The organism is Ruegeria sp. C6 (assembly GCF_056537625.1).
The window spans coordinates 15,636-41,888 of record NZ_JBQFRW010000007.1; the positions used below are offsets into that span (position 1 = coordinate 15,636).

At 56.4% G+C, this 26,253-nt stretch carries 22 protein-coding genes; 10 read left to right on the plus strand and 12 right to left on the minus strand.

What is annotated here, in order from left to right:
• Nucleotides 1-2: 2 nt before the first annotated feature.
• From ACR0MJ_RS18160 to ACR0MJ_RS18175, 4 genes are all read right to left on the minus strand, one after another.
• Nucleotides 3-7,970, minus strand: coding sequence for a SpvB/TcaC N-terminal domain-containing protein (locus ACR0MJ_RS18160; RefSeq protein WP_480762086.1), 7,968 nt, complete (start codon nt 7,968-7,970; stop codon nt 3-5).
• Between the two features lie 299 nt (nt 7,971-8,269).
• Nucleotides 8,270-8,857, minus strand: a complete 588-nt coding sequence (locus ACR0MJ_RS18165) for a Smr/MutS family protein (protein WP_170598476.1) — start codon at nt 8,855-8,857, stop codon at nt 8,270-8,272.
• Nucleotides 8,857-9,897 (minus strand): murein transglycosylase A, encoded by a 1,041-nt coding sequence (mltA, locus tag ACR0MJ_RS18170; protein ID WP_170408811.1) that lies wholly within the window; start codon nt 9,895-9,897, stop codon nt 8,857-8,859. Before mltA ends, ACR0MJ_RS18165 begins: the two co-directional genes overlap by 1 nt.
• Nucleotides 9,894-10,553 carry a Tim44/TimA family putative adaptor protein gene (locus ACR0MJ_RS18175; RefSeq protein WP_480562834.1) on the minus strand — a complete coding sequence of 220 codons (660 nt, stop codon included), beginning with the start codon at nt 10,551-10,553 and terminating at the stop codon, nt 9,894-9,896. Before ACR0MJ_RS18175 ends, mltA begins: the two co-directional genes overlap by 4 nt.
• A gap of 108 nt (nt 10,554-10,661) precedes the next feature.
• On the opposite strand from ACR0MJ_RS18175, the gene ACR0MJ_RS18180 reads away from it, so the two are divergent.
• Together ACR0MJ_RS18180 and secB are read left to right on the plus strand one after the other, a co-directional pair.
• Nucleotides 10,662-11,162, plus strand: a complete 501-nt coding sequence (locus ACR0MJ_RS18180) for an FxsA family protein (protein WP_170399458.1) — start codon at nt 10,662-10,664, stop codon at nt 11,160-11,162.
• Between the two features lie 54 nt (nt 11,163-11,216).
• Nucleotides 11,217-11,720 (plus strand): protein-export chaperone SecB, encoded by a 504-nt coding sequence (secB, locus tag ACR0MJ_RS18185; protein WP_170399455.1) that lies wholly within the window; start codon nt 11,217-11,219, stop codon nt 11,718-11,720.
• 25 nt (nt 11,721-11,745) lie between these two features.
• Here the strand turns inward: secB and dnaQ are convergent, their stop codons facing one another.
• Genes dnaQ through ACR0MJ_RS18205 form a run of 4 tightly spaced genes read right to left on the minus strand, consistent with a single transcriptional unit; the run spans nt 11,746 to nt 14,480 of the window.
• A complete protein-coding gene (gene dnaQ / locus ACR0MJ_RS18190; RefSeq protein ID WP_480762090.1) occupies nt 11,746-12,468 on the minus strand; it encodes a DNA polymerase III subunit epsilon in 723 nt (240 codons plus the stop codon).
• On the minus strand, nt 12,461-13,054 hold the full coding sequence (gene coaE / locus ACR0MJ_RS18195) for a dephospho-CoA kinase (protein WP_480571620.1): 594 nt from the start codon (nt 13,052-13,054) through the stop codon (nt 12,461-12,463). Before coaE ends, dnaQ begins: the two co-directional genes overlap by 8 nt.
• A complete protein-coding gene (locus ACR0MJ_RS18200) occupies nt 13,051-13,884 on the minus strand; it encodes a shikimate dehydrogenase (protein ID WP_170515525.1) in 834 nt (277 codons plus the stop codon). Before ACR0MJ_RS18200 ends, coaE begins: the two co-directional genes overlap by 4 nt.
• Nucleotides 13,881-14,480: a Maf family protein gene (locus tag ACR0MJ_RS18205; protein ID WP_480762095.1), complete on the minus strand. Its 600-nt coding sequence runs from the start codon at nt 14,478-14,480 to the stop codon at nt 13,881-13,883. Before ACR0MJ_RS18205 ends, ACR0MJ_RS18200 begins: the two co-directional genes overlap by 4 nt.
• Before the next feature lie 403 nt (nt 14,481-14,883).
• On the opposite strand from ACR0MJ_RS18205, the gene hemJ reads away from it, so the two are divergent.
• From hemJ to ACR0MJ_RS18240, 7 genes are all read left to right on the plus strand, one after another.
• Nucleotides 14,884-15,333, plus strand: a complete 450-nt coding sequence (hemJ, locus tag ACR0MJ_RS18210; protein ID WP_170408805.1) for a protoporphyrinogen oxidase HemJ — start codon at nt 14,884-14,886, stop codon at nt 15,331-15,333.
• Between the two features lie 126 nt (nt 15,334-15,459).
• Nucleotides 15,460-16,731 (plus strand): transcription termination factor Rho, encoded by a 1,272-nt coding sequence (gene rho / locus ACR0MJ_RS18215; protein ID WP_170399438.1) that lies wholly within the window; start codon nt 15,460-15,462, stop codon nt 16,729-16,731.
• Between the two features lie 31 nt (nt 16,732-16,762).
• A complete protein-coding gene (gene mnmE / locus ACR0MJ_RS18220; protein WP_480762098.1) occupies nt 16,763-18,049 on the plus strand; it encodes a tRNA uridine-5-carboxymethylaminomethyl(34) synthesis GTPase MnmE in 1,287 nt (428 codons plus the stop codon).
• A gap of 12 nt (nt 18,050-18,061) precedes the next feature.
• Nucleotides 18,062-19,930, plus strand: a complete 1,869-nt coding sequence (gene mnmG, locus ACR0MJ_RS18225) for a tRNA uridine-5-carboxymethylaminomethyl(34) synthesis enzyme MnmG (RefSeq protein WP_480762100.1) — start codon at nt 18,062-18,064, stop codon at nt 19,928-19,930.
• Entirely contained in the window at nt 19,927-20,550 is a 624-nt protein-coding gene (gene rsmG, locus ACR0MJ_RS18230) for a 16S rRNA (guanine(527)-N(7))-methyltransferase RsmG (protein ID WP_480762102.1), read from the plus strand. Before mnmG ends, rsmG begins: the two co-directional genes overlap by 4 nt.
• Nucleotides 20,543-21,346 (plus strand): ParA family protein, encoded by an 804-nt coding sequence (locus tag ACR0MJ_RS18235; RefSeq protein WP_223117310.1) that lies wholly within the window; start codon nt 20,543-20,545, stop codon nt 21,344-21,346. Before rsmG ends, ACR0MJ_RS18235 begins: the two co-directional genes overlap by 8 nt.
• Nucleotides 21,347-21,366: 20 nt before the next feature.
• A complete protein-coding gene (locus ACR0MJ_RS18240) occupies nt 21,367-22,260 on the plus strand; it encodes a ParB/RepB/Spo0J family partition protein (protein WP_170399423.1) in 894 nt (297 codons plus the stop codon).
• On the opposite strand, the gene ACR0MJ_RS18245 is transcribed toward ACR0MJ_RS18240, so the two are convergent.
• From ACR0MJ_RS18245 to rph, 4 genes are read right to left on the minus strand one after another with little or no spacing between them, the layout of a single operon-like run.
• Entirely contained in the window at nt 22,250-22,603 is a 354-nt protein-coding gene (locus ACR0MJ_RS18245) for a YbaN family protein (RefSeq protein WP_170399420.1), read from the minus strand. The two genes, ACR0MJ_RS18240 and ACR0MJ_RS18245, sit on opposite strands and share 11 nt — an antisense overlap.
• A gap of 3 nt (nt 22,604-22,606) precedes the next feature.
• Entirely contained in the window at nt 22,607-23,761 is a 1,155-nt protein-coding gene (gene hemW, locus ACR0MJ_RS18250; protein ID WP_170408798.1) for a radical SAM family heme chaperone HemW, read from the minus strand.
• A complete protein-coding gene (rdgB, locus tag ACR0MJ_RS18255; protein ID WP_170408797.1) occupies nt 23,751-24,365 on the minus strand; it encodes an RdgB/HAM1 family non-canonical purine NTP pyrophosphatase in 615 nt (204 codons plus the stop codon). Before rdgB ends, hemW begins: the two co-directional genes overlap by 11 nt.
• Entirely contained in the window at nt 24,362-25,075 is a 714-nt protein-coding gene (gene rph, locus ACR0MJ_RS18260) for a ribonuclease PH (RefSeq protein WP_170408796.1), read from the minus strand. Before rph ends, rdgB begins: the two co-directional genes overlap by 4 nt.
• Before the next feature lie 112 nt (nt 25,076-25,187).
• Between rph and hrcA the strand changes: the two genes are divergently transcribed.
• Nucleotides 25,188-26,252 (plus strand): heat-inducible transcriptional repressor HrcA, encoded by a 1,065-nt coding sequence (gene hrcA / locus ACR0MJ_RS18265; RefSeq protein ID WP_170399408.1) that lies wholly within the window; start codon nt 25,188-25,190, stop codon nt 26,250-26,252.
• The last annotated feature ends 1 nt before the right edge of the window (nt 26,253 follow it).

Sequence of the window (26,253 nt, forward strand, 5' to 3'; positions counted from 1 at the left end):
GTTCACCATTTCAAATGGCCTTTGATGCCCTGGCCTTGCAGGATCGACATCGTGCCTGCCGCGCCCAGGCCAAGGTATCCAGCGGACCGTCGGAAAAAGCCGCCAACGCCGCCCTGACGATGGCCTGCATCGATTTCGTCCACCCAATAATCGGCCGCTTCGCGCGCGGCGGTTTTTTCGCCTTTGATGGCGGAGCGAGCTTCGGTTCCGGCCAATGCAATTGAGCCGAAAGCTGCGAGCCCGGCGGCAAGGACCGATCCGGCACCACCACCCGTGACGAGCTTGCCCGACACCGAGACCACGTTGAGTGTGCCCGAGGCTGTGCCCTCGACCACATTTGCAGTGCCCACGCCGGTCTCGCCTTCGGCGATTTGAGTGATCCCTGTGCCAACCTGAATGCCGCTGGCCGCCATACCGATCACCATGAGCCCACGGCCCATGACCCCTAGGATGGCGCGGCCCCCGGACAGGGTCTGCGACACTGCCTTGCTACCCCGCATTGCTTTGGCGAGCTTGGAGATTGAGGTGATTTTGCCTTGCTTGTTCACCATGTTCATGGTGTCGACTTTTTGCACCATCGACGCAGTATCGGGCGCAGCGCCCGGGCGGTAGACTTGCACGGTGCCCTTGATCATGCCGGTATTGGTGTCGAATGAGGTCAACATTCCGTTTCCCTGTTTCGGGATCTCGATCAGCGTCCAATTGCCGTTGCCATGCGCCACCAGGTGAGACCGGACTCCGGCGACCTTCACACCCTGGGCATGGGTGGTGTTGACGTCTGCAAAGGAAACCATGGCAGTGGGCGGGTGCGTGTGTGCGATAGCCGTCGTTCCCTTTGGAATCGAGACCTCGGGCTTGGTGGCCGTGCCCTTCAATATCTTGAACGTGTTGTTCTCTTTGATAAGGGCAAACTCCTGCACGCTGCCTTCGGTGTTCCTGACCTGAGTCGCCAGCGCATCAAGCGTCTCAAGACCCTTCTGCAACGATGCAACTTCAAGGCCTCCGTTGGGCACAGTGGGCGGCGCAGTGCCCTCGGGATCGTTGAGCGTTACCGGGTTGTTATAGGCATAGGCATAAAGGTTCAGCCCGCCTTCAATTCCGATGGGATCGGCGCTGATCCATCGGCCGAGCCAAGGGGCGGCATAGCGGGCACCATGATGGTTAAGCCCGGTTTCGGCATCCCGCTCCATCGCGGTATATCGAAAACGTTTCGGACCTAGGCCAGCGGTGGCAACGCCTTGATAGGTGGTACTGCCGAAGGGGCTGTATTCCTCGTAAGACAGAACATTGCCGTTCTCGTCCAGTTCGATCCCCACACTGCCCACATGGTTACTGTGCTGATAACGAATGACGCGGCTGACCGCACCACCGGCGATCGTCGTCTCAACCAATGCAATACGGCCAGCTTCGTCCCCCACATGCAGGGTCTCTCGGGTCCGCGGGTTTGCACCCGGTTCGCGGATAATGTCGAACCCGCCCAGCGAGATCGTTTCGCGACGGATGGCTCCTGCAGCGGTTTCTGTCACTTTTCGGATGCGAGTCCCGTCAGATGCGTAAACAAAGAATGTGCGGTCCCCCTGATGGGCAAGACCGTCCGTATCACCCGGTCCAACTGCCTGACGGCGACACATACGCAGCTGGTTGTCATGATCCCATGCGATCTGATCGAGGTGGGAAAGCCGCAACATGTTACCCATCGCGTCATAGCCATCGCCGCCCTGACTGATGATATCATTCACGGCACCGACCGATGTTTGACTTAAGCGGTTCGAGGATACCCCCGCGGCCAGATCGCTGTCCTCGCCATAGGTGTAGGTCCGCGTCCAACCGGGCGCCACGGGATCAGAGCCCCGGTGGCGCATCTCAATCAGGTTGCCCGCAATGTCATAGTGAAAACGCTCAAGATACCGGCCAAGGGCGAAACCATCACCGCGGTGTGGCAGCCGGGTTCGCGCGGCATCGTTATAGCTGTGGGCACCGGGTGCGCCGCCTTGCTGGCCCAGATGTTCGCGGCCCGTCGCCTCGATCAATCGATGCAGGGCATCAAACGTATAGTCGTTAGAGGCATCAACACGGCGATTGCGGAAAAAGATCTGCTGTTGCGCGCTGTCGCGGATATGGGTCACGTGACCGGACACATCGTAGATCATGTGCTGCGCCTGCAAGTGGCATCCTGGCCAGCCTGCAACTGGCGGTGTCGGACAGTCCGAGCCAAATCCGGTTGCATCGCGCCGGGTGATGATGCGTTCGGTGAGACGGGTCAACGGATCATGCAGGATTTCTGTTTCAACCGCGTTGCCATAGGTGATGCGTTCGCGGTCGCCCCAAGGGTTGTATGCAATGCCTGTGACCACGGCATGATCCGCAGTGGCGGGATCCAATAAAGTGTCAGGTGCCGCGGGTCGTGCGTGCCAGGTGTCCACCCGATCAAGCCGCGAGGACGGGTTATAGCGGTACTGCACAACCTGGATGCGCGCGCCCGGCGATTGCGATTGCAGCGGCACCAGTTGGACCGGACGGTCCAGCGCGTCAAAGCGGGTTTGCCCTGCGAAAATCTCGGGCTCAGTCGCCACGGGTGCGGCCCAATCGAGCGTGGTGCGAAACTCCTGCGCCAGTTGCCGCTGGCTGCGGATTGGGTTGCCTTTGAAATCATGGGCCAGAATTTCCATCGTGCCGGATTGGTCGCGGCTGATCGCAATGCGTTTGCGGCGGTTCAGGGCTTCGGGTGTCGGCAGCGATTCTCCGTAGATCGTTTCATCGATCCGCAGTTCAGGACCCGCATTAATGCTTAGATGCGTGGCGATGGGTCGGCGCAATACATCGAATTCGTGGCGCAGCAGGTGGTCGCGCGCATCCCACGTAAACGCCGTTTCGCCACTTACATCCGTTAGCCGCCAACGGGTACCGCCCTCCATACTGTCGGTCCGAATGGCGGTGCTGAGCATGTCGAAAGCGGTACGCTGAACCTCGCGCCCGAGCTCATCCCAGGTTCGGCGCGTATTGCCTTCGATATCGATTTCGGTCGCAACGCGGTGGAGTGTCTCGGTCGGTAGGGTGCCCGGGGCCGCGTTGCTGTAGAGCGTGCGGTTCGGAGTGAGGCGCGCGATCAGCGCACCACGGGTATCCGCCAAAGCCCGCATCGGTGTGTCATGATAAAGCGCCGATTTCGATGCAGCCTCAGTGGCGCGCTGCCGGTCTTCGGGATCGGGGAAACGGGTCGCCAACGCCTGCGCTTGCGCCGGATCGGTGCGCAGCGCGTGCCAAGTGGGTAAATAGGCAGCCTGCGGCAACCTGCGGAAATGGTCGCCAAGATCGGGGTCTTGGGCGGGATCCGAAATCAGTACAGTATCGCCCGGGTCCCATGTCGTCTGGTCCCAAACAGAAAACCGGTGTTTGCTCCATGTATGATCGGGATTCAAAATCCCGTTCTCTCTGCCCAATGCGTCGTAGAAGAAAATTGGGCTTACACCGATGCGGATGTCGGACTCATAGGTCGGGCGATCTGTGAAGAACGGTTCGAACTGTCGAACAATATTGCCTTTGTTGTTGCGCACTTGCCAGCTGGTACCGACCCAGCGTGGCGACGGCGATGCGGACATAACCGGTCGACCATCAGGACCCAACAGGATGTTCCCCGAGCCATCACGCGTTGGGACCGGACCGTCTTCGGCCTGAATCTTGCGTTGAATTTCCTGCCCCATCCCATCTGTAAAGGTAAGTTCGGCCAGGAACGGGGTGGTTTGACCCGGCAAAAGATCACTGTCGTGAACCTCTCGATGCAGGGAAAGACCGATGACGGGTGATGGGACAGGATCCCCACGAGAGTGATAATAGGCCCAGGGATCATAAACATAACGCATTGTCGCGCGCCCAAGTGCTACCAGAGCTTCAGGTCCGCGCGGATTAGTCAGCACTTGGGTGCGTGCTGCAGGCACCAGTGTCGGATCAAAGCCATCCAGCCTGTCACCTTCGTCGGGCCCATCGACCTTGCCCATTCGGGCCATGCCGGTCACGCGGCCATAGGCGTCAAAGACCACCTCGCTGCGATTACCGTTCTCATCGGTCAATACCGAGGCTTGCAAAACGCGATAATCCTGTCGGCGTTCGGTGATTGCGCCAGCTGGACCGGTCGAGCGTACCCCTGCCGACATGCGATTGCCCAATGCGTCCTGCGTTTCCTCGATCAGCAGGTCGAAAGCGTCATAGCGGGCTGTTGTTTCCGTATGTGTCGCAGGCTGATGGAACGGGTCCCGCAGGCGATGTGGTCGAAAGAAATGCTGACGTGCAAATGCCAGCTCTTGCGCGGGCGTATCACCGCTTGAGGGCGACAAAAGCTGACGGTCCGATGGGCGCCACCACTGGCCGTCGCCGTCAATCTCGGTGTATCCCGCCTGCGCCATCTCGGCCGCACCAACGCGGCCTCCATAAACCTGCGTGACAAGACCCGGCGTGAAGGCCAGTTGGAAGCTTTGATGGAGAAGCCCCAAACTGCCCATCTGGCCAAGCGGCAGTGGGCCGGTCAGCGTATCATCCCGGAAATACTGACGGCGGTGTTCGATCAGACGACGCTGCACCTGACCCGCGGTTGGGGTCGTTTCATAAGCAAGATCGGCTGCAGCGTTCGCCTCTGTCTCGATCTCATCAAAGGACAAACGCGCACCCGGCGCTGGGCTTAGGCCGGTAAGCTCAAAGCTTTGTTCTTCACATGACACCGGGGCGCGGTAGGTTTGATCTGTCGCGATCAGGTCCGTGACGCGTCGCGTGTGTAATACCGCATATAACAGCGTCTGGCGCGCCTGATCTTCAGGCGTCAGCGTCGGATCAGGTGTTTGCCGGCCATACATGACATCGACGCGGCGCAGTTCAGTCCCAAACGGGTCAACCTCCAGTATGACCTGATGCTGAAGGCGCGGGTCATCGGGGATCCGCTCATAATGCGCGGTTAGACTTTCCCGGGCATGGGTCAGAAACACGGCATGACGGTTGAGTCCACGGGACTGCAGCAAATGCACAGTCTGCGTTTGCTCGACCACCTGATAGGGGTGACCATTGGGATAGCCGGGCTCCGCCCTGCCATCGAGCGCATAGGTTTCACGCCGCAGCACCGTGCCGCGAAGCGCGCGCGCAGCCTCGCGTGTTTCTTCGGTTGTCAATCCGGGTGGCAACACCGTGTCGGGCAAAAGCCGCCGCCGCGCTTCAACATCGTCGTCACGCCAAGCGGGTGCGCGCCAGTATTCCCCACGATCCTGCCCATCAAGCAGACCAGCCAAGACATCGGGCAGACTACCTTGGTCGAGATACACGCCGGTATGAAACCATGTTCTGGTCAGGACGGGCGGAACATGAGATGCCGGGTCTTCGTTTGATGCCAGTGGCCCCAGCGCATCTGACGAGAGCGCTGCGAATTCCTCGGTGTCCCATTGTTCGACCATGCCGAACCCGCGAAACTCGCGCTCGACCCCGTCGAAATGACCATGGTGAAAGGCAAAGCGAGATACGAACCGGGTTTGCGCCACACGATCATGTGTGACGATGCGATCAACCACCTGCACCGGGAACGGCAGGCGCGTGGCCCAAGGACGTCCTTCACAAAGGTCTTGCAGGTAAAACCGCGACGACGAGGCATAGCGCAATTCGGTCTCGCCACCGAAATTGTTGACATATCGGGTCATGAGGTGCGGTTTTTGTCCGCCCATCAGATCGACGTAACGCAGTGGCTGACCTGCGTCGCGGGACAAAGTAGAGGACCACACAAGACAGGCGGTGCCCGTTCCAAATAGATCGAGCAGATCAACCGAAGTTTCGGTATCAAGCGGCGGCACATTCCCTAGGCGTCGACGCGGTGCAAGCCGGTTGCCAGACATGTTGAAATAGAGGTCGATACCTTCTGCACCCAGATAGACAATGTCGGTGGTGCCCGAGCCGTCGATATCCGTCAGGCGCAGGCGGCTGCGGTCGAACATTTCGGGGCGATCAAATTGTGGCGCATCGTCCATCGCCACTTTGGTGCCGAAACGCCCATATCCGCAATTGGGCCAATAGGCGACTTCACCACAGCGGATACGAACCAGATCAGACAATCCGTCGCCGGACATATCCGCCAGAAAAATTGCAGCCTCCGGATCGGAAAACACAAGTCGGGGTCCGTCAGTGTCGTTCCATGGCTGCGCTTGCCTGCGCGCGGGGCCAAACCCGGCCTCGCCTTCAGAGGGGTGCCAGACAAAAGCGGTTTCCTCGGTCAGAAGAATGTCAGCAAGGCCATCGCCAGTCAGGTCAACCATCTTCATGCTGTCATTGGACGCATCTACATGTGGCCAATATTCAAACGCGCGGAAGTCGGACCAACCTGATTGTGCGTCGCGCTCATGGAACCCCGGGGTTGTCCGGTCCATTACCACCAGATCCGGGCGACCATCCCCAGCAAGGTCCATCCATTGGCCTGACTCAGCAAATGCAGGCCGCTCGGCAACCAGCACGGGGGCCGCAAAGCGCGCCGTGCCGTTCATTGGCCCAAGGTTGCGAGTGTAATGCCAGGCACCCGGGGTCGAGGTCAGAATTCCACCAACACCGTCACCGTCCAAATCAACCCAGTTTGCCGGATCGGTAAGTCCGGCCGGAGCACCTTCGGTCTGCCCGCGGTCAAGGCTGTGCACAATATCGTTCACCTCGGCCCGGCTATATGTGAATTCCACGGGCGGAATCGCCTGACGCCGATAGGCAAGGAACGTGGCTCCGTTCACATCGCGTGGTGCAACAGTATCGTCCGGAGCGAAGCCCGACTGCGCGACCGCCATGAGGAATGAGCCATAGCGCGTACTGCCGAGGTGCTGACGCTCGTCATCAGTGTCAGCACCGGGAGGGGTGAAATCGTCATAGGAAAACTCAGTTGCCTTCACGAGACCGCGATAGCCCGGTTCGCCCGTCGGCAGGTCGGGGATATCGTGAAATGTCAGAATTCGATGGCAGCGACGATAGCGCCGAACCTCAAAGCCCGCGCGGTAGCTTGATGTGGGGTCCGGGCGCACTTGCCAATTTCGGCCGGGATCAGCGGATGCATGGACAAGCTCATGCTGCGCGTCCGCCGCCACGTTGGGATCAGGTGCGATTGGCAACAGGTGGTCTTCGCCATAATCGAATACGACCGTGAACAGCCATCCAGCTGCATTCACATCCGGATCAACCAAACGAGAGACTCGATTGCCGTAGCGGATGCGTTTCAGGTACCGCTCGGCTGTGCGGGACCGATTGGCTTCGTGCGCCTGCGCCTGATCGATGCCAACTGCGTCTTCGGCGACATGCTCGTATCGGATGGCGTTGCCTTTGTCGTCAAAGGTCTCGGACAACAACCAGCGAAATACACGGGCGGGGTCGTCCGGGTCTGCCACCCTTGATAGGCCTGACGCGCCATAGATCGAAGTGACGTTTTCGCGCGACGTGACACGCCAATGCGCGATACCCGACGCCTCGTCTGTCCACCGCTCAATGCGGGCAAAAGTGCTTTCGATCCGTGGGCGGAACCTGTGGATGGTCACACCTGGAAACCGCGCGCGATCTTCCCATTGTGCCCCCTGAGAATCGAGCAGCGGCACCAGATCTTCAGACCCAGAAATCAGGAAGACATCCGATCCGGCGGCATCGTCGTATCGGGGCAGGCCTTTTTCCGTTTTGCGCGTGATCTCGGGCAGCGAAAGTGACCATCCAAAGCCGAATATGCCGCTGCTGGTGCCAGCCTCATAGCTCAGTTGCAGCTCTGGTGTGAAACCACCGCGCCCGGGGCTGACAGGAACCGGAATCGTCAAGGACGCAGACCCGGTCACCGGGTTCGAGGTAATCTTTTCACCAATACCAGAAATCGCGCCACCGCCTTTCGGCAGATTAAGCGACAGCACATCTTTGTTGGCGCCATTGTCACCTGAAATGGCGGATGCTTCCGACCTTTGAGGTCGGGAAATGGCAGTGGAGCCTAACATTCGGCCACCATAAATTCGTCATAAAAATATCAGCGCCACAGGGGTGCTTTACGTAGGGTAAGCAATCGGAAACCGCTGGGTCAATGCAATCAGATGGGATCGGCGATTGTCTGCCGTACCGTTCTGGTTGTGTTGTTAAGCACAACCTCGCAAGCCTTGGACAAGGCTACGAAGTTTCATTGCGCCGGCAGTTTATCACCGGGGTTGCGGGACCTGCAGAAACAATAAACCAGTAGGGGTAAGGGCAGGGTTCGCGTGCGAATCCGGTTCATGTGGGCCAGCTAGAATCAGCGATCCGACTAACGGACGCGCCTGAGGTAAACGTAATAGGCGCCATCACCGCCATGGCTGATATGTGCGGGTGTTACCTGCAGCACCGCTTGTGCAAGTGGCGGAATAGACAACCAGTGGGGCACCTGATTGCGCAAGACCCCACGCGGCGTTGGAATAGGTCCCGGTTCGTCCCGGTCCTTGCCCTTGCCGGTTATGACCAACACCAGCCGTTTGCGCTGTGCCTGTGCGGTCAGGATGAACCGAACCAATGCGGGATGGGCTGCGCTCATGCGCATCCCGTGCAGGTCCAGCTTGCCTTCGGGCTTGAGCTTGCCGCGTTTCATGCGACCAAAAGACTTGGTGTCCATCTGCACCGGATTTGCCCGCAAACCTTCGGTGATCGATGGCTTCAGGTTATTCCGTGACGGTTTGGTTGGCGCAGTCTGACCCAGTTCAAAGGCTTCTATCCGCGCCTTGGGCGTTTTGGTCGGTTTGGGCTTGGGCAAGGTAGTGGGGTGCACAGTCTGAGGCAGTTCGGGGTGCAAACGCTCAGCCTGTTTGGCGACCTTGCGCCACAAATCGATCTCATCCGCAGTCAGTTTGCGCCGGGTCATCAGAACTCATCCGGTAACAGGGCGTAGGCCCTCTGGATCGGCAACAGCACAACCATACGGCCGGGATCCTTCAAGCGACCGGCGGCCTGCCCGGCATCATCCCCTGTGCCAAAGAAAATGTCGGCACGTTGCGCACCCTTGATCGCCGATCCGGTGTCTTGTGCGATCATCAATCGGCGCAGCGGGTTTTTGCCATCCTTTTCTACCCAAACTGGCGCGCCCAAAGGTGTATAAGCCGGATCTGCCGCGATACTGCGCATCGTGGTCACTGAGCGGTTCATGGCGCCTAACGGCCCAAACTCGGGCGCGACACGCGTCACTTCACGGAAGAAAACATACGAAGGGTTGTGTAGTAACAGCTCAGCCCCGGCTTCAGGGTTTTTGCGTACCCAGGTCCGGATCATCTGCGCGCTGACCTGGTGCGCGCCCAGCGCACCCCGTCGGACCAGTTCCGCGCCGATCGAGCGATAGGGATGCCCATTCGCACCGCCATATCCAACCCGCAATGCACCGCCATCGGGCAGACGTATCCGGCCCGAGCCTTGAATTTGCAGAAAGAACAGCTCAACAGGGTCATCGACCCACGCTATCTCAAGGCCCCGACCTGTCAGGGCGTCACCGGTCAGCAGGTCACGGCGACTGAGCCACTTGCCCGCCTCTCGCGCCTCGGGCGGCATCCGGTAGAGTGGATAGCGGTATTTGTCAGTTGGGGTTTTCGACCCATCCAGTTCAGGTTCAAAGTATCCGGTGAACAGGGCGTCATCGCCGTCTTCGACCAGAACAGGACGAAAGAACAGCTCGAAAAAAGCCCGCGCCGCGCCAGGTTCATAACTCTGAGCCACGCCACACAGCGCCTGCCAATCAGGATCGTCCAGATCACCACAGGTGTTCAGAAAAACCGAAAGGGCCGCCCCGTGATCGTCGGCGGCCCAGCCATCGAGGTCATCGAATGACAGGATGGATCGCGTCGCCTCGGCTCCGGCGGCGCTGGCAGTGGTCATGACGACCCCCAGAAATAGCGACCGGAGCGCTGCAATCATGCGTCCGTGGCAACAAGCAGCCAGTTCGGATCGTCCGCGCCCATGACACGGGCAAAGGTCCAGCTGTCCTTTTGGCGTTTGACGGTGTTCGGGTTGCCTTCGACAATATCCCCGCCGCGATCGCGCACGACCGACGTCAGCTCACCGATAAAGCGCATGGTGATCTCGGCCTGATTGGTATCCTTATCGAAGCTCGCATCGACCAGAGTGGTTTCACGCACCCCGATGAATTCGGCTTCGATGGTCAGACCTTTGTCTTCACGATCCGCAACAACCGATACAAAACTGTCGAATACTTCTTCGGACAGGAACGGCTGGATTTCGTCCAGATTGCCCTTTTCAAAGCCCATCACGATCATCTCATAGGCGCCGCGCGCGCCCTGTACAAATTCGCTGACAGAAAAACTGGGTTCGACCCGCTTCATTGCGGCCAATGTTTGCGCCTGTTCACTGTCTTCGGCCACATGGTCGGTGATGTCGTGATCTGGCCCGCCTTCAATCACTTCGAAATCACGGCGCGCGCCATTGGTATCAGGCTGTTGCTGAAGGGGCGGTTTCTCAAAACCTTCGCGTGTACCCAACACGCTTTTCAAGCGCAGGATCAGGAAAATGGCAATTCCGGCCAGCACCAGAAGCTGGATCAGGGGTGAGTTCATTTCGTCCTCTTTTCAGAACCCGGGCTTTGTATACGCTGCCCTCTGCCACTATGTAGGTGACAGTCGGGGCCAAGTCCACAGCCCGGACCATGCTAAAGGATACCGCAAATGTACTTGTTCTTGGCTTTTTTATTGGTTCCGATCATCGAGATCGCCCTGTTTATCCAGGTTGGCGGTCTGATCGGGCTTTGGCCGACGCTTGCAATCGTGGTTCTGACCGCCGTTCTGGGCACGGTTCTGGTGCGGACACAAGGTCGCATGGCGCTGGCGAATTTGCAGCGATCCTTTGCCGAATTGGACGACCCAACCGAACCGCTGGCCCATGGGGCGATGATCTTGCTGTCTGGTGTTTTGCTGCTGACACCAGGGTTTTTCACCGATGCCATTGGTTTTGCGCTGCTTGTTCCCGGCATCCGGGTCGCAGTGTTCCGCTATCTCAAGTCCAAGGCGACCATCACACATTTTCAAATGGGCACCGGCGCACAATTCAGGTCGGGGCCAAACCCGTTTGATCAGGACGATGTGATAGATGGCGAATTCACCGAGGTTCGCCCTCGCCAGAACTCCGGAAAGCCGTCGAAGTGGGTGGAAGGCCCGCACCAGCATTGAGCTATCCGGCCCAAATTGCTAAGCAGTGCCGAATTTCAATTCCGGAGAAGTTTCATGGCTGACGAAAGCCCTGCAGAAAACACCGCCGCACAGGCAGCCCCTCAGATCCAGATGCGCGTTCTGGGACAGTTCATTCGCGACATGTCCTTTGAAAACGTCATGGCGCAAAAAGGCGTCTCAGGCGACGTACAGCCCGAGATTTCAGTTCAGGTTAATCTGGACGCAAAGAAACGCACGACCGAGCACCAGTATGAAGTCTCGATCAAGCTAAAACTGACATCCAAGGCCAAGGGCCTAGAAGACGTCCTGTTCCTGTGCGAAATCGACTATTGCGGCCTGTTCCACGTGGAAGGTGTGCCCGAAGATCAAATGCATCCGTTCCTGATGATCGAATGCCCGCGCATGCTGTTCCCGTTCCTGCGCCGCATCGTCAGCGACATCACACGCGACGGTGGCTACCCGCCGGTCAACCTGGATAACATTGATTTCGTGGCGCTCTATCGCAACGAACTGGCGCGCCGTCAGGCGGCCGCACAAGAGCAAAAAACCGACGCCTAAGGTTTTGGTCCGCGTCTGGTTCGGGTCAGGCGCGGGTCCACAGGGCGTTCTCGCCCAGCTTTTCAACAAATTTCTGATGTGCTGCGCGCTCATCCTCGGTGATCCGGGATGGCAGGGCATCGGGTCGCACTGTCGGGCGCCATTCCTCACCACCGCCAGACGCTGCGCTTGCCGACGTTGACAATCCAAAGTCGGGCTGACGGCCTCCGATCAGCTCCAGATACACTTCGGCCAGAATTTCCGAGTCAAGCAGCGCGCCGTGCAGCACCCTGTTTGAGTTATCGATGCCAAACCGGCGGCACAACGCATCCAACGAAGCGGGTGATCCAGGAAACCGCTTACGCGCAATGGCCAGCGTGTCGATTGCCTGATCCATCGGGATCAGCGACACCCCCATCCAGCCCAGTTCGGCGTTCAGAAACTTCATGTCGAACGAGGCGTTGTGGATCACCAGCTTGGCGTCACCCACGAATTCACGAAACCCTTGCCCAACCTTGGCAAAGACAGGTTTGTCCTTCAGCGTCACTTCGCCCTTTTCCGGCGGGCGCGGGTTTTCCAGCAGGTCGGGGCCGATGCCATGCACACCAAATGCCTCTTCCGGCATAGAACGCTCGGGGTTGATGTAGACGTGATAAGTTTCTCCTGTGGCAACGTGGTTCCACAGCTCAACCGCGCCGATCTCGACGATCCGGTCGCCGCTTTCGGGATCAAACCCTGTGGTCTCGGTATCGAGTACAATCTCACGCATCTGCCAACCCTGCCCGTATCTGCCTGACGATATCCTGCACCTGCGCGCGAGCATGGTCCAGAGTATCCGTGACAATCACGAAATCCGACCGCCCGCATTTCTCTTCGTTTGGCATTTGCTTGGAGCGAATCTGCTCAAACTGCGCCTCATTCATCGTGCCGCGCGCCATGACCCGTCTTTTTTGTTCTTCAGCAGAGATTGAAACACAAGCAACAGCATCCATCGCCGCATCACCACCGGTTTCAAACAACAGCGGAATGTCGAATACCAAGATATCGGCGGACGACGAAGAACGAAATGAGGCGCGATCCGCCGCTACCAGAGGGTGTACGATTTTTTCAATTGTTTTTAGCGCGTCAGGATCATTCGCAATGATTTGCTTCAATGCATCCCGGCTGACCGCATCCTCGGCAATGGCGGTAGGAAACGTAATCCGCATGGGCTCAACCGCCGCACCGCCCTTTGCATAGAGCCTATGCACCGCAGCATCCGCATCCCAAAGCGCACAGCCTTCATCTGCAAACATCTGAGCGGTCGTACTCTTGCCCATCCCGATTGATCCGGTGAGCCCCAGCGCAAAACTCATGCCAAGGCCGCCGCGCGGGTTTCAGCGTCCACTTCGGGGCGAACACCGAACCAGCGTTCAAACCCGGGAACAGCTTGATGCAGCAACATTCCCAGCCCGTCGACCGTTGTACATCCAACCTCTTCCGCCTGTTTTAACAGATGCGTTTGAAGCGGCGCGTATACCAGATCGGTGACAACAGCGCCGGGTTGCAATCCATCCAGTGGAACGCGTAACTCTGGCTGCCCTTGCATACCCAAAGACGTGGTGTTCACGACTAGTTCTGCGTCTTCGATCACATTTCCCGCCTGCACCCAGTCAACGACCGTAATCCGTTGGCCGAACTCTTCCTTCAAATGATCCGCACGGGTGCGGGTGCGGTTGGTCAACAGGATTTCAGGCACTCCGGCTTCTGCCAGCGCTTGAAGCACCGCCCGCGCAGCACCGCCCGCACCAAATACAACCGCAGGCCCATCCTGCGGGTTCCAATCGGGCGCACCGCTGCGAAGATTGGCCATGAACCCGTAGCCATCCGTATTATCCGCGTGAATTGAACCATCCTCGCGGAATACAAGCGTATTTGCCGCCCCGATGACTGAGGCACGGTCCGAGACATGATCCGCCAACCGCAAAGCAGCCTCTTTATGCGGTACGGTCACGTTGGCCCCAACAAACCCAGCCTTCGGTAGTGTCCGCAGAACGGTTTCCAGATCGGCCGGGGCGACATCCATTGGGATGTAGTGCCCCACCAATCCATAGGTTTTCAGCCAATGCCCGTGCAGTTTTGGCGAGCGGGAATGTGCAATGGGTTGCCCAATCACGCCGGCCAGAGGAACGCGATGCTCCGTCATTGATCGATCACTCCCTTCACGGCCAGAAAATTGAGCAGCTCTAACAGGGGCATACCCAAGACGTTAAAGTAGTCGCCGTCAATGGTGGCAAACAGGCGCACGCCTTCTTCTTCCAGTTTATAAGCCCCCACTGCGTGCCGAATACTGTCCCAGTTCCGCGCCACGTAATCACGTAAATAAGCATCCGAGCTGGCCCGCATCCGCAAACGCACCTGACCGACTTGCCGCCAGATGGACTCACCATCCTGATAGATCACCGCCGCCGACAGCAACATATGTCGCTTGCCGCGCATTGCTTTAAGCTGCGCCAGTGCTTCTTCCGGCGTTTCCGGCTTCGACAGCATCTGACCTTCGAAATCCAGAACCTGATCGCAACCCAGAACCATAGTGCCGGGCACTTTGTCACTGATCTTACGTGCTTTCATTTCGGCAAGCGCATCGGCAACATCACGGGGCGAAGCTCCCTCAGCCATCAGGGCGCGTTTGGCTGTGTCTTCATCCACCCGCGCGATCTGAACCGAAAACGGGACGCCTGCGTTTCTGAGCAACTGCGCGCGGATCACGGACCCTGAGGCAAGGACTATGGGGACAGTCATGTGGAAAACCCCGTGTGCAAATCAATGAGTAGTCTCGAATGGTTTGTATGGCTTTCCGGTTGACACGCAACCCCGGGAATTTGGCGCAAGACTTCCCCGAGTCGCCCGGATCCTGTCCAGACGGGACAAGGATAAGTTGGAATACTCGGATAAGCATCCCGTCCCGGATTGTTCCAATGGTTATCCACAATTCAGCCCGAGCTTTTATCTCATAATTTATTGTTATTAATCATTTTTTTTCTTGATCAACAGATTCTGTGCCGATGTGCTTCACTTTTTCCACCTAGGGAAAAAGGCAGGACAAAAAAGTAATCCACCGAATTTGACCTCCCTACAAAACCATCATCCTTTTTCTTTCTAATTTTTTTTATTAGGAGGGTTTCAGGTAAGCCCGGAATACCCAATGACCGATATTCTTTTCGCAATATACCCTTGGGTGAAATCGCTGCACATCATGGCCGTGATTTCATGGATGGCTGGTTTGTTCTATCTGCCCAGATTGTTCGTGTATCACGTTGAAAAGGCGCAAGCCGTAGAGGGTGCGCAACAGATTTTCTTTGAAATGGAAGAAAAGCTGCTGCGTGTGATCATGCGCCCCGCAATGGTCGTGGCCTGGATTTGCGGGCTGATCATGGTTTTCACGCCTGGTATTGTCGGATGGGACTGGAGCTGGCCCTGGGTCAAAGGCGCAGCAGTGATCGGCATGACATGGTTTCACCATTGGCTTATGGCTCGGCGCAAGGACTTTGCTGAGGGGCGAAATAAGCTGACTGGGCGGCAGTACCGCATGATGAATGAGGTTCCGACCGTTCTAATGGTTGTTATCGTTCTAGCGGTCGTTGTGAAGTTCTGAGGGCCTGTTTGACTCTTCTTAGGTAAGCGCTTATCTAACGCGTAACACGCCCGTCCGGGCGAGGTATCTTCCGTTCTGAAATTCCACTCTGGTGCCGCGATCCAAGCGGCCGAGGTTCGTATCATCATGACAACTGAATCCCTGAATCTGGCCGATCTGAAGGCCAAAAGCCCCAAAGACCTTCTGGCCATGGCCGAGGAGCTGGAGGTCGAAAACGCCTCAACCATGCGCAAGGGCGAGATGATGTTTCAGATTCTGCGCGAACGTGCAGATGAGGGCTGGACCATCGGTGGCGACGGCGTGCTGGAGGTTTTGCAAGACGGGTTCGGGTTTCTGCGCTCGCCCGAGGCGAACTATCTACCCGGACCGGATGACATCTATGTTTCGCCTGACATGATCCGCAAGCATTCGCTGCGCACCGGAGATACGGTTGAAGGTGAGATCAAAGCGCCTGACGAGAATGAACGTTATTTTGCGCTGACCAACGTCACCAAGATCAACTTTGAAAATCCGGACAAGGCCAAACACAAGATTCTGTTCGACAACCTGACGCCTCTATATCCGGATGAGCGTCTGAAGATGGAAATCGAAGATCCGACCATCAAGGACAAGTCTGCTCGAGTGATCGATTTGGTTTCGCCGATTGGTAAAGGTCAGCGATCACTGATCGTGGCGCCGCCGCGGACTGGTAAGACGGTGATCCTGCAGAACATCGCGCATTCCATCGAACAGAACCACCCGGAGTGTTATCTGATCGTCCTGCTGATCGACGAACGCCCGGAAGAGGTGACCGACATGCAGCGCTCGGTGAAGGGTGAGGTTGTGTCTTCAACCTTCGATGAGCCCGCGACCCGCCACGTGGCCGTATCCGAGATGGTGATCGAAAAAGCCAAGCGTTTGGTTGAGCATAAACGAGATGTTGTTATTCTTCTCGACTCGATCACAAGACTTGGTAGGGCCTTTAACACCGTGGTGCCATCCTCGGGTAAAGTTCTGACCGGTGGTGTGGACGCAAATGCCCTGCAACGGCCCAAGCGCTTCTTTGGTGCTGCGCGGAACATCGAAGAAGGTGGTTCGCTGACCATCATCGCCACCGCCCTGATCGATACCGGCAGCCGCATGGACGAGGTGATCTTTGAAGAATTCAAGGGCACTGGTAACTCGGAAATCGTTCTGGATCGTAAGATTGCAGACAAACGCGTGTTCCCGGCAATCGACATCCTCAAATCCGGCACCCGGAAAGAGGATCTGCTGGTCGACAAGGGCGATTTGGCCAAGACATTCGTTCTGCGCCGCATCCTCAATCCGATGGGTACAACAGATGCAATCGAGTTCCTGTTGTCGAAGTTGAAACAAACCAAGACGAACGGCGAGTTCTTCGATTCAATGAACACCTGACAAGGTTCTGGCACTGACGCGGGGGCTATCAATGGATACGATATTCGCCCTGGCCAGCGCCCAGGGCAAAGCAGGCGTGGCTGTGATCAGGCTTTCTGGTCCGCAGGCGTATGCCTCCGCCAATGAGTTGTCTGGCGGGGGCCTGCCAAGGCGTGGAATGAGAGTACGAACACTCTGCGCGTCAGATGGATCGCGGTTGGATGAGGGCTTGGTTCTGACGTTTCAGGCTCCGTCCAGCTTTACCGGCGAAGACGTGGCCGAGCTTCAGATTCACGGAAGCATGGCGTCTGTCAACGCTGTGCTGACCTCTCTTTCGGATATGGACGATCTTCGGCTGGCCGAACCTGGTGAGTTCACGCGTCGTGCACTGGAAAACGGCAAGATGGATCTGGCGCAGGTCGAAGGTCTTGCTGATCTGATTGATGCAGAAACCGAAGCACAACGGAAACAAGCACAGACGATTTTGGCTGGTGCCTTGGGCAGACTGGCTGAAGGTTGGCGGCGTGATCTGATCCGTGCGGCGTCTTTGTTGGAAGCCGTGATTGATTTTGCTGATGAAGAGGTGCCGACAGATGTATCACCTGAGGTTCGGACGTTGATCTCTGGTGTGATGGCCGAATTGACCCAAGAAGCCAAAGGTGTTCGGATCGCCGAGCGCATTCGCACCGGCTTTGAGGTTGCCATAGTTGGTCTTCCGAACGCAGGCAAATCGACCTTGCTGAATGCGTTGGCAGGGCGGGAAGCCGCAATCACCTCAGAATATGCCGGGACAACCCGTGATGTGATTGAAGTTCGTATGGACTTGGACGGATTGCCTGTCACTCTGCTGGACACGGCCGGTTTGAGGCAAACCGATGATCACGTTGAAAACCTGGGAATTGAACTGGCGCGCAAACGGGCAGAGGCGGCCGATCTACGAGTATTTCTGTCGGATGAGCCTGATCAGCTAGGTGTACCGATGCAGGCAGATGACATTCATGTTCTGCCAAAATCTGACCTGCGTGAACCCTTTTCCGGTGGTATATCGGGGAAAACCGGGCACGGGATTGACCAGTTGATAGACAACATATCGCGTGTATTGACTGTTCGAACAGCTAGCCATGGTATTGCAACGCGGGAACGTCACCGTATTGCGATGACTAAAGCATCGGACGCACTTGCGGCTGCGCGAGAGGTTCTGGAATCAGGTCCGGACATGTATGATATAGCTGCTGAAGAGTTGAGAACGGCAATTCGGTCGCTTGAATCTTTGGTTGGCAGGATTGATGTCGAAACCCTTTTGGATGAAATCTTCGCAAGTTTCTGTCTGGGAAAATAGGGAGTGTTTCACGTGAAACATTCGAGATTTGATGTTGTAGTCATTGGCGCTGGACATGCCGGTACCGAAGCTGCCCATGCGGCAGCACGGATGGGTGCGAACACGGCGGTGGTTACTTTGTCCGAACAGGACATCGGTGTCATGTCGTGCAATCCTGCGATCGGGGGGTTGGGTAAAGGGCATCTAGTCCGCGAGATCGATGCACTAGATGGCGTAATGGGGCGCGTGGCGGACCGTGCGGGTATCCAGTTTCGCTTATTGAACCGGCGAAAAGGACCGGCCGTTCAAGGGCCGAGGGCGCAGGCGGATCGAGCCCTTTATCGGGCAGCAATGGCGGGGGAAACGCAAAAACAAGATAATCTGTCGGTGATTACCGGGGAAGTGGTTGATTTCCTAATGGATGGCGACCGCGTCACCGGTGTTAAACTGGCAGATGAATCCGAGGTCCCCGCACAGACAGTTATCCTGACGTCAGGTACATTTCTGCGCGGCGTGATCCACATAGGGGACGTTTCAAAACCAGGTGGCCGCATGGGGGATTGCCCATCGATCAGGCTGGCTGAACGCCTTGATGCCTTTGATTTGCCTACGGCACGACTAAAAACAGGTACGCCACCGAGGTTGGACGGACGAACCATAAATTGGGATATACTTGAACGACAGGATGGCGATGCAGAGCCAACACTGTTTTCATTCATGTCCCAAGCGGTGACAGCGCCGCAAATTGCCTGTGGAATAACTCATACCAATGCTCAGACGCACGGAATAATCGAGAAAAATCTATCGCGATCAGCAATGTATGGAGGTCATATTGATGGTGTTGGTCCCAGATATTGCCCTTCAATCGAAGACAAAATCGTCAGATTTGCGGAAAAGGAGTCACACCAGATATTTCTGGAACCGGAAGGCGTGCGAGATCATACGGTGTACCCAAACGGGATTTCAACGTCTTTGCCCGAAAATGTACAAGTCGAATATGTCCAATCCATCATAGGATTGGAAAACGCGGTAATCTTACAACCCGGATACGCGATTGAATACGACTACGTTGACCCGCGCGTTCTATCTGCGTCTTTGTCTGTGCCCGATGTTCCTGGTCTATATCTTGCAGGACAGATCAATGGGACCACAGGATATGAGGAAGCGGCCGCGCAAGGCCTCGTTGCAGGTTTGAATGCAGCTCTGGAAACACAGGGGCGTGCGCCAATACATTTTACACGCTCAGACAGCTATATTGGCGTAATGATTGACGATTTGACAACACGAGGCGTTGCCGAGCCTTATCGGATGTTCACATCCCGTGCAGAGTTTCGCCTATCACTTCGCGCTGACAACGCAGATCAAAGACTGACCCCGATTGGTGAGCAGTTGGGCTGTGTGGGTGAACTCCGCCGCAAGGTTTTTGCTGAGAAATCAGAAAAACTTGTAAAGGCAAAGAACAAACTGACAGAGACCACATATACGCCAAAGCAAATTCGCGAAGCTGGTATCAGCATAAATCAGGACGGAAACCGGCGCGATGGAATGGCGGTTCTTGCATTTCCAGAAGTATCGTTTGAAGACATGGTTTTGCTCGAACCCGATCTACAGAATACAGACGATGAAATTCGCCGTCAGGTCGAGCGCGATGCGTTGTATGCAAACTATATTGCGCGCCAACAACGGGATGTCGAAGCAATGAAGCGCGATGAGGCGCATGAAATTCCTCGGGATTTCAATTATTTTGCGCTTGATGGTCTGTCGAATGAAATGAAGCAAAAGCTATCGCAGGCGAAGCCTGCGAATATTGCGCAGGCGAGTCGGGTTGAAGGTGTCACGCCTGCGGCTTTAACCCTCGTCCTGGCGAAGCTCAGGCGCGATGTGAAAGCCAGAAAAGCATGAGTTATCAGAACGCCGTTTCTGCGGAGGCTCTGGATGTTTCACGTGAAACATTCGAACGCCTGGTGATCTATGTATCTCTGCTTGAAAAATGGAACCCAAAAATCAATCTGGTTTCAAGAAATAGTCTTGAAGAGATTTGGATTCGCCATATCAAAGATTCCATTCAAGTTTTTCAGAACGCAGATCGCGTAGATCATTGGGTGGATTTAGGCAGCGGAGGCGGCTTTCCTGGCATGGTCTGCGCCATCATGGCAATTGAATTTGCGCCTGAAACGCGTTTCACATTAGTCGAAAGCGACCAACGTAAATCCGCATTTCTTCGAAGTGTGACCAGAGAGAGTGGCGCCAATTGTTCCGTGATCTCTCGTCGAATTGAAGCCATTGATCCCTTGCATGCGGACGTGCTTTCAGCTCGGGCTCTGGCTGATCTGACCACTCTAATGTCATTTTGTAACAGGCATTTAAGTAAAAACGGTACAGCGTTGTTGCCAAAAGGCGCAACCTGGAAAAAAGAGCTGGAAGATGCGCGCAAAGAATGGAAATTCGAGGCTGAACCCATTAAGAGTTCAACAGAACCCCAAGCCGTTATCCTGAAAATCAAAGGAGTTGCACGTGGTTGATCTGTCTCGTCCTGCTGGGCCTCGGATTATCGCGGTTGCCAATCAAAAGGGCGGGGTCGGGAAAACCACTACAGCGATCAATCTCGCAGCCGGATTGGCCGAGGCCGGATGCAAGGTTCTTGTGGTCGATCTCGATCCTCAGGGAAATGCCTCTACGGGTCTAGGGGTCGAAGATCGCGACTGGACGACATATGATCTTCTTCTCGACGATGCACCATTGGAAGCTGTGGTGCAGGAGACCGAGATCGGTAATCTTTTTGTGGTTCCGGCGACCGTAGATCTCAGCTCGGCAGATATTGAGCTGATCTCGAATGAAAAGCGCAGTTATTTGCTGCATGACGCGCTTCGACAGACTGCAATTGATGCCTTCAATCTGGACTTTGTGCTGATTGATTGTCCGCCGTCCTTGAACCTGCTCACCGTAAACGCAATGGTAGCAGCGCATTCCGTCCTTGTTCCATTGCAAAGTGAGTTCTTTGCGCTGGAAGGGCTGTCACAATTGATGTTGACCATTCGCGAGGTTCGTCAGACCGCTAATCCTGACCTCAGAATCGAAGGTGTTGTGTTAACGATGTATGACAACCGCAACAACTTGTCCCGTCAGGTCGAAAAGGATGCGCGTGACAATCTGGGTGAGATGGTATTTAAAACCAAGATACCCAGAAATGTGCGGGTCAGCGAGGCACCATCTTACGCGCTTCCTGTGCTGCAATATGATTCGGGTTCGCTTGGGGCGATGGCGTACCGGCATTTGGCCCGAGAGGTTATGCACAAGAACAACAAGGTAGCCATTTAAGTGGCCGTGAGGAGGGCAACATGAATGCCAGGAAAGGAAAACCCCGAGGATTAGGTCGCGGGCTATCTGCGTTGATGGCTGATGTCGCACCAGAAGCTGACGGTCGGATTGTATCTGAACCCCGCCGTCCGGATCTCACGGTACCGATCGAAAAACTGCAGGCGAACCCAGATCAGCCGCGCCGCCGTTTCGCTCAAGAGCAATTGGATGAGCTTGCGGCCTCGGTCAAGGAAAAGGGTATTATCCAGCCGCTGATTGTCCGCAGCATCGATGGCGGCCAATACGAAATCGTTGCGGGTGAACGGCGCTGGCGTGCTGCGCAGATGGCGCAACTGCATGATATTCCAGTTATTGTTCGCGAATTTGATGACACCGAAGTGCTTGAGGTCGCGATTATCGAGAACATTCAGCGCGCAGATCTGAACGCGGTGGAAGAGGCGGCAGGCTTTAAGCAATTGATGGATCGCTTTGGTCACACGCAAGAAAAGCTGGCCGAAGCGCTTGGTAAAAGCAGAAGCCATATCGCTAATCTGCTGCGTCTTTTGTCACTCCCATTGGACGTGCAATCCCTTGTAATAGAAGGAAAATTATCCGCTGGTCATGCAAGGGCGTTAATCACGGCAGAAAACCCATCGGAGCTGGCGAAACAGGTGGTTCGTGAGGGCCTTTCGGTGCGTGCGACCGAGGCATTAGTGAAAAAGCAGCAAGGTGGGACGGATAAGCCGGCTCCGAAATCCAGAAACCTGAATGCTGGGAAGGACGCAGACACCCGAGCGCTTGAAAAGGATTTGTCTGCGATTCTGGCGATGAAGGTGACGATCAACCATAAGGCCGGATCTGAATCCGGGCAGGTTGTGTTGGCTTATGAGAACCTGGATCAGTTGGATGATCTGTGCGCAAAGCTCAGCCGTTAGGTCGGGTCCAGATAAACAGCATCACAGCGCTGAGCACAATGGCCTGAATGATCAGGACGTGAGAAGGAACCGACAGCAGAACCGATAAGCCAAATACGGCGGCAACCGAAAGGGTGGCCGCCTTTTTTGCACCGGGTCTGATCGCGCCAGAGCTTTGCCAATCGATGATCATAGGGCCAAAGGTTCGATGGCTCAGCAACCAGTTGTGCAGCCGTGACGATGAGCGGGCAAAAAAGAACGCGGCCAACAGAAGAAATGGTACCGTCGGCAGCAGCGGTAGAGCGACTCCGATCATGGCAAGCGCAACGCATAATAACCCCAATCCGGCCCAGAGAAATTGCATCTGTTACTCCAACAGCTCTCGGATTACCGCGTTGAGCACGGCGCGCCCGTTTGAAGTGGCGCGCAATTGATTGCGATCAAGGGTTAGCATGCCCAGATCGATCAGCGAATCAAGTTTGTCATGCGAAAGCTCTTCACCTGCAAGCAGAGTGTATCTGTCTATATTTAGGCCCTCGACCAAACGTAGACACATCATAAGGTATTCTGAGGCTTGTTCACGTTGGCTAAGCTCGAACCGATTGCTTTCGCCGTGCCCATTGGAGGCAGCCGTCAGCCATTTGTTTGGTGAAAGATGAGTTTCCGTCGCGAATTTCCGGCGATCCAGGGTGATCCGACCATGTGCGCCGGGTCCAATACCGATGTAATCACCATAGCGCCAATAGATGAGGTTATGCCGTGATTCCGCTCCGGGCCGGGCGTGGTTTGAAATCTCATAGGCAGGCAGCCCATGCGCTTCGCAGATTTCCTGCGTCGCCAGATACATATCCGCGGCGTTGTCATCCTCGGGCAGACCGCGCAGCTTGCCCAGGGCATAGCGATCACCAAACGCTGTGCCTTCCTCAATGGTCAGTTGGTATAACGACAGGTGATCAACTGCCATCGATAGCGCTTCGGTCAGCTCAGCACGCCAGGCGTCCAGAGTTTGATGCTGGCGGGCATAGATCAGATCAAAGCTCACACGGTCAAAGCAAGAGCGCGCGATATCGAAGGCAGCGCGAGCCTCGGCAACCGTGTGAATGCGCCCCAGACGACGCAGGTCATCGTCGTTCAAGGCCTGAACACCCATCGAGATGCGGTTCACGCCCGCATCATGATAGGCCGCGAACCGCCCGGCCTCAACCGAGCCTGGATTGGCCTCAAGCGTGATTTCCATATCGTTGGCCGATCGCCAAAGGGCGCGGGTCTTGTCGATGATGGTGGCGACGGTCTCGGGGGCCATCAGTGATGGAGTTCCGCCGCCAAAGAAGATTGTGTTCAAAACCCGGTCAGGAGTTTCGATGGCCGAGCGGCTCAGTTCACTGAGATAACACTCAAGCCATTGTTTTTGATTAATATTCTTGGAAACGTGGCTGTTGAAATCGCAATAGGGGCACTTGGCCTCGCAAAAGGGCCAATGCACATAAAGGCCAAAGCCCCCGTTTCGCCAATCATCCGCCAAAGCAGCCTTTCACGAACATCTCCACCGCGCGCCCGCGATGGCTGATCTTGTTCTTTTCCCAGCGATCCATTTCGGCAAAGGTAATGTCGTGCCCCTCAGGGACAAACATCGGGTCATAGCCGAACCCGTCCTTGCCACGGATCGGCCAAGTCAGGTGACCGGGCACGACGCCCTCGAACACTTCGTCATGCCCGTCGGGCCAGGCCAGAACAAGAGTGCAGCGAAACTGGGCCATACGCGGGTGGGGGGCGTTTTTCGCCTCTAGCTCATTATGGGCGCGAGTCATCGCCATCAGGAAATCGCGGCCACTGCCGGTTTCGGCCCAATCGGCGGTGTAAACACCAGGTGCGCCATCCAATGCGTCGATGGTGATCCCGGAATCGTCCGACAAGGCAGGTAGGCCGGTCGCCTTTGCAGCTGCGTGGGCTTTGATCCGGGCGTTACCGACGAAAGTGTCCTCGGTCTCTTTCGGTTCGGGCAGGTTCATTTCGCCCGCGCCGACAACCGTTACGCTAAAGGGCTCAAGCAGATGCGCCATCTCCTCGAGCTTGCCTTTGTTGTGGGTGGCGACCAGCAGTCGATCACCTTCGAACCTGCGAGTCATGCGGTTGCAGCTTTCTGGGCAGCAGCAAGTTCGCTCACGCCTTTCTCGGCAAGGTCCATCAGCTGATCCATCTGTGTACGGCTAAAGACTGATCCTTCGGCGCTCATCTGCACCTCGATCAGCTTGCCCGAGCCGGTCATGATGAAATTGCCGTCAACGCCAGCTTCGCTATCTTCGGGATAGTCCAAATCTAGCACGGGCTGACCGGCATAAATTCCGCATGAAACGGCGGCAACAGGGTCTAATAAAGGGTCAGAGATCACATCGCCTGTTTTCATCAGCTTGTTCACAGCCAGACGCAGCGCCACCCAACCGCCAGTGATCGAGGCACAGCGGGTGCCGCCGTCGGCTTGAATGACATCGCAGTCAATAGTGATCTGCCGTTCTCCCAAGGCAACCCGGTCTACACCGGCGCGCAAGGCGCGGCCGATAAGGCGCTGGATTTCCACGGTGCGTCCGCCTTGCTTGCCGCTGGCAGCCTCGCGCCGCATCCGCGTATTGGTCGCGCGGGGCAGCATGCCATATTCAGCGGTGACCCAGCCCAGGCCCGAGCCCTTTATAAAAGGCGGCACGCGATCCTCAATCGTGGCGGTGCACAGCACATGGGTGTCGCCCATCTTGATCAGGCAAGAGCCTTCGGCATGTTTGGTGAACCCCGTTTCAATTGAAACGGCGCGCATTTCGTTTAGATCACGTCCTGAGGGTCGCATGAGAAATCCTTTATCTGCTGGGTTGGGGATACCGTCCTGCGGCGTTACGATGCAAGCCCGATTGACCTTTCATTTGCCTGCGATTTAATGACGATCCAGCAGAGGGCCGCCGATGAGCGAAGCAAGCAAAATTCTGGACGAGATGAATGACCGGTCGCGTGAGGTGTTCCGGTTGATTGTCGAAAGCTATCTGGAAAGCGGTGAACCCGTGGGCAGCCGGACTCTGACGCGCACATTGTCCGAGAAAGTCAGTGCTGCGACCGTACGCAATGTGATGCAGGATCTTGAATTTCTGGGTTTGCTCGACAGTCCGCATGTCAGCGCTGGTCGAATTCCAACACAGCAGGGGCTGCGCATGTTCGTGGACGGATTGCTGGAAATGGGCGATCTGGGTGCGGATGATCGGCAGAAGCTGGACGAAACACTAGGCTCTAACGCAGGCGATGTGGGTGGTATGCTCGATCGCGTCGGCGCGGCGCTATCACACGTGACACAAGGGGCTTCGCTGGTTCTGACGCCAAAGCATGAGGCCGAGATCAAGCATATCGAGTTCGTCTCGCTTGGTCATGACCGGGCCTTGGTGGTTTTGGTGTTTTCGGACGGGCAGGTGGAAAACCGGCTGTTTACACCTCCGCCTGGCCAAACACCCAGTTCGATGCGCGAGGCAGCCAATTTCCTGAACGCACTGATCGAAGGACGTACGCTTGGCGAAGTGCGCCGTCAGATGCTGTCACAGATCGACGCGCGGAAACAGGAAATCGATGTTCTGGCGCGTGAGATGGTCGAGAGCGGCATTGCCGCTTGGGACGGGGACGGCGGCGACTCGGCCCGGCTGATCGTGCGCGGGCGGGCGAATCTGTTAAATGAGCCGGGTCAGGCAGAAGAACTTGATCGAATCCGCACCCTGTTTGACGACCTTGAACGCAAACGCGATATCGCCGAATTCCTTGAATTGACCGAAGAAGGCGAAGGTGTGCGCATTTTTATTGGCTCTGAGAACAAACTTTTCTCACTTTCGGGTTCCTCTTTGGTGGTGTCTCCATATATGAACGCTGATCGTAAGATAATCGGTGCGGTTGGGGTCATTGGACCCACACGTCTGAATTACGGGCGAATCGTACCAATCGTGGATTATACGGCGCAACTGGTCGGCAAGCTGATTTCCGACCGGAGCTAGA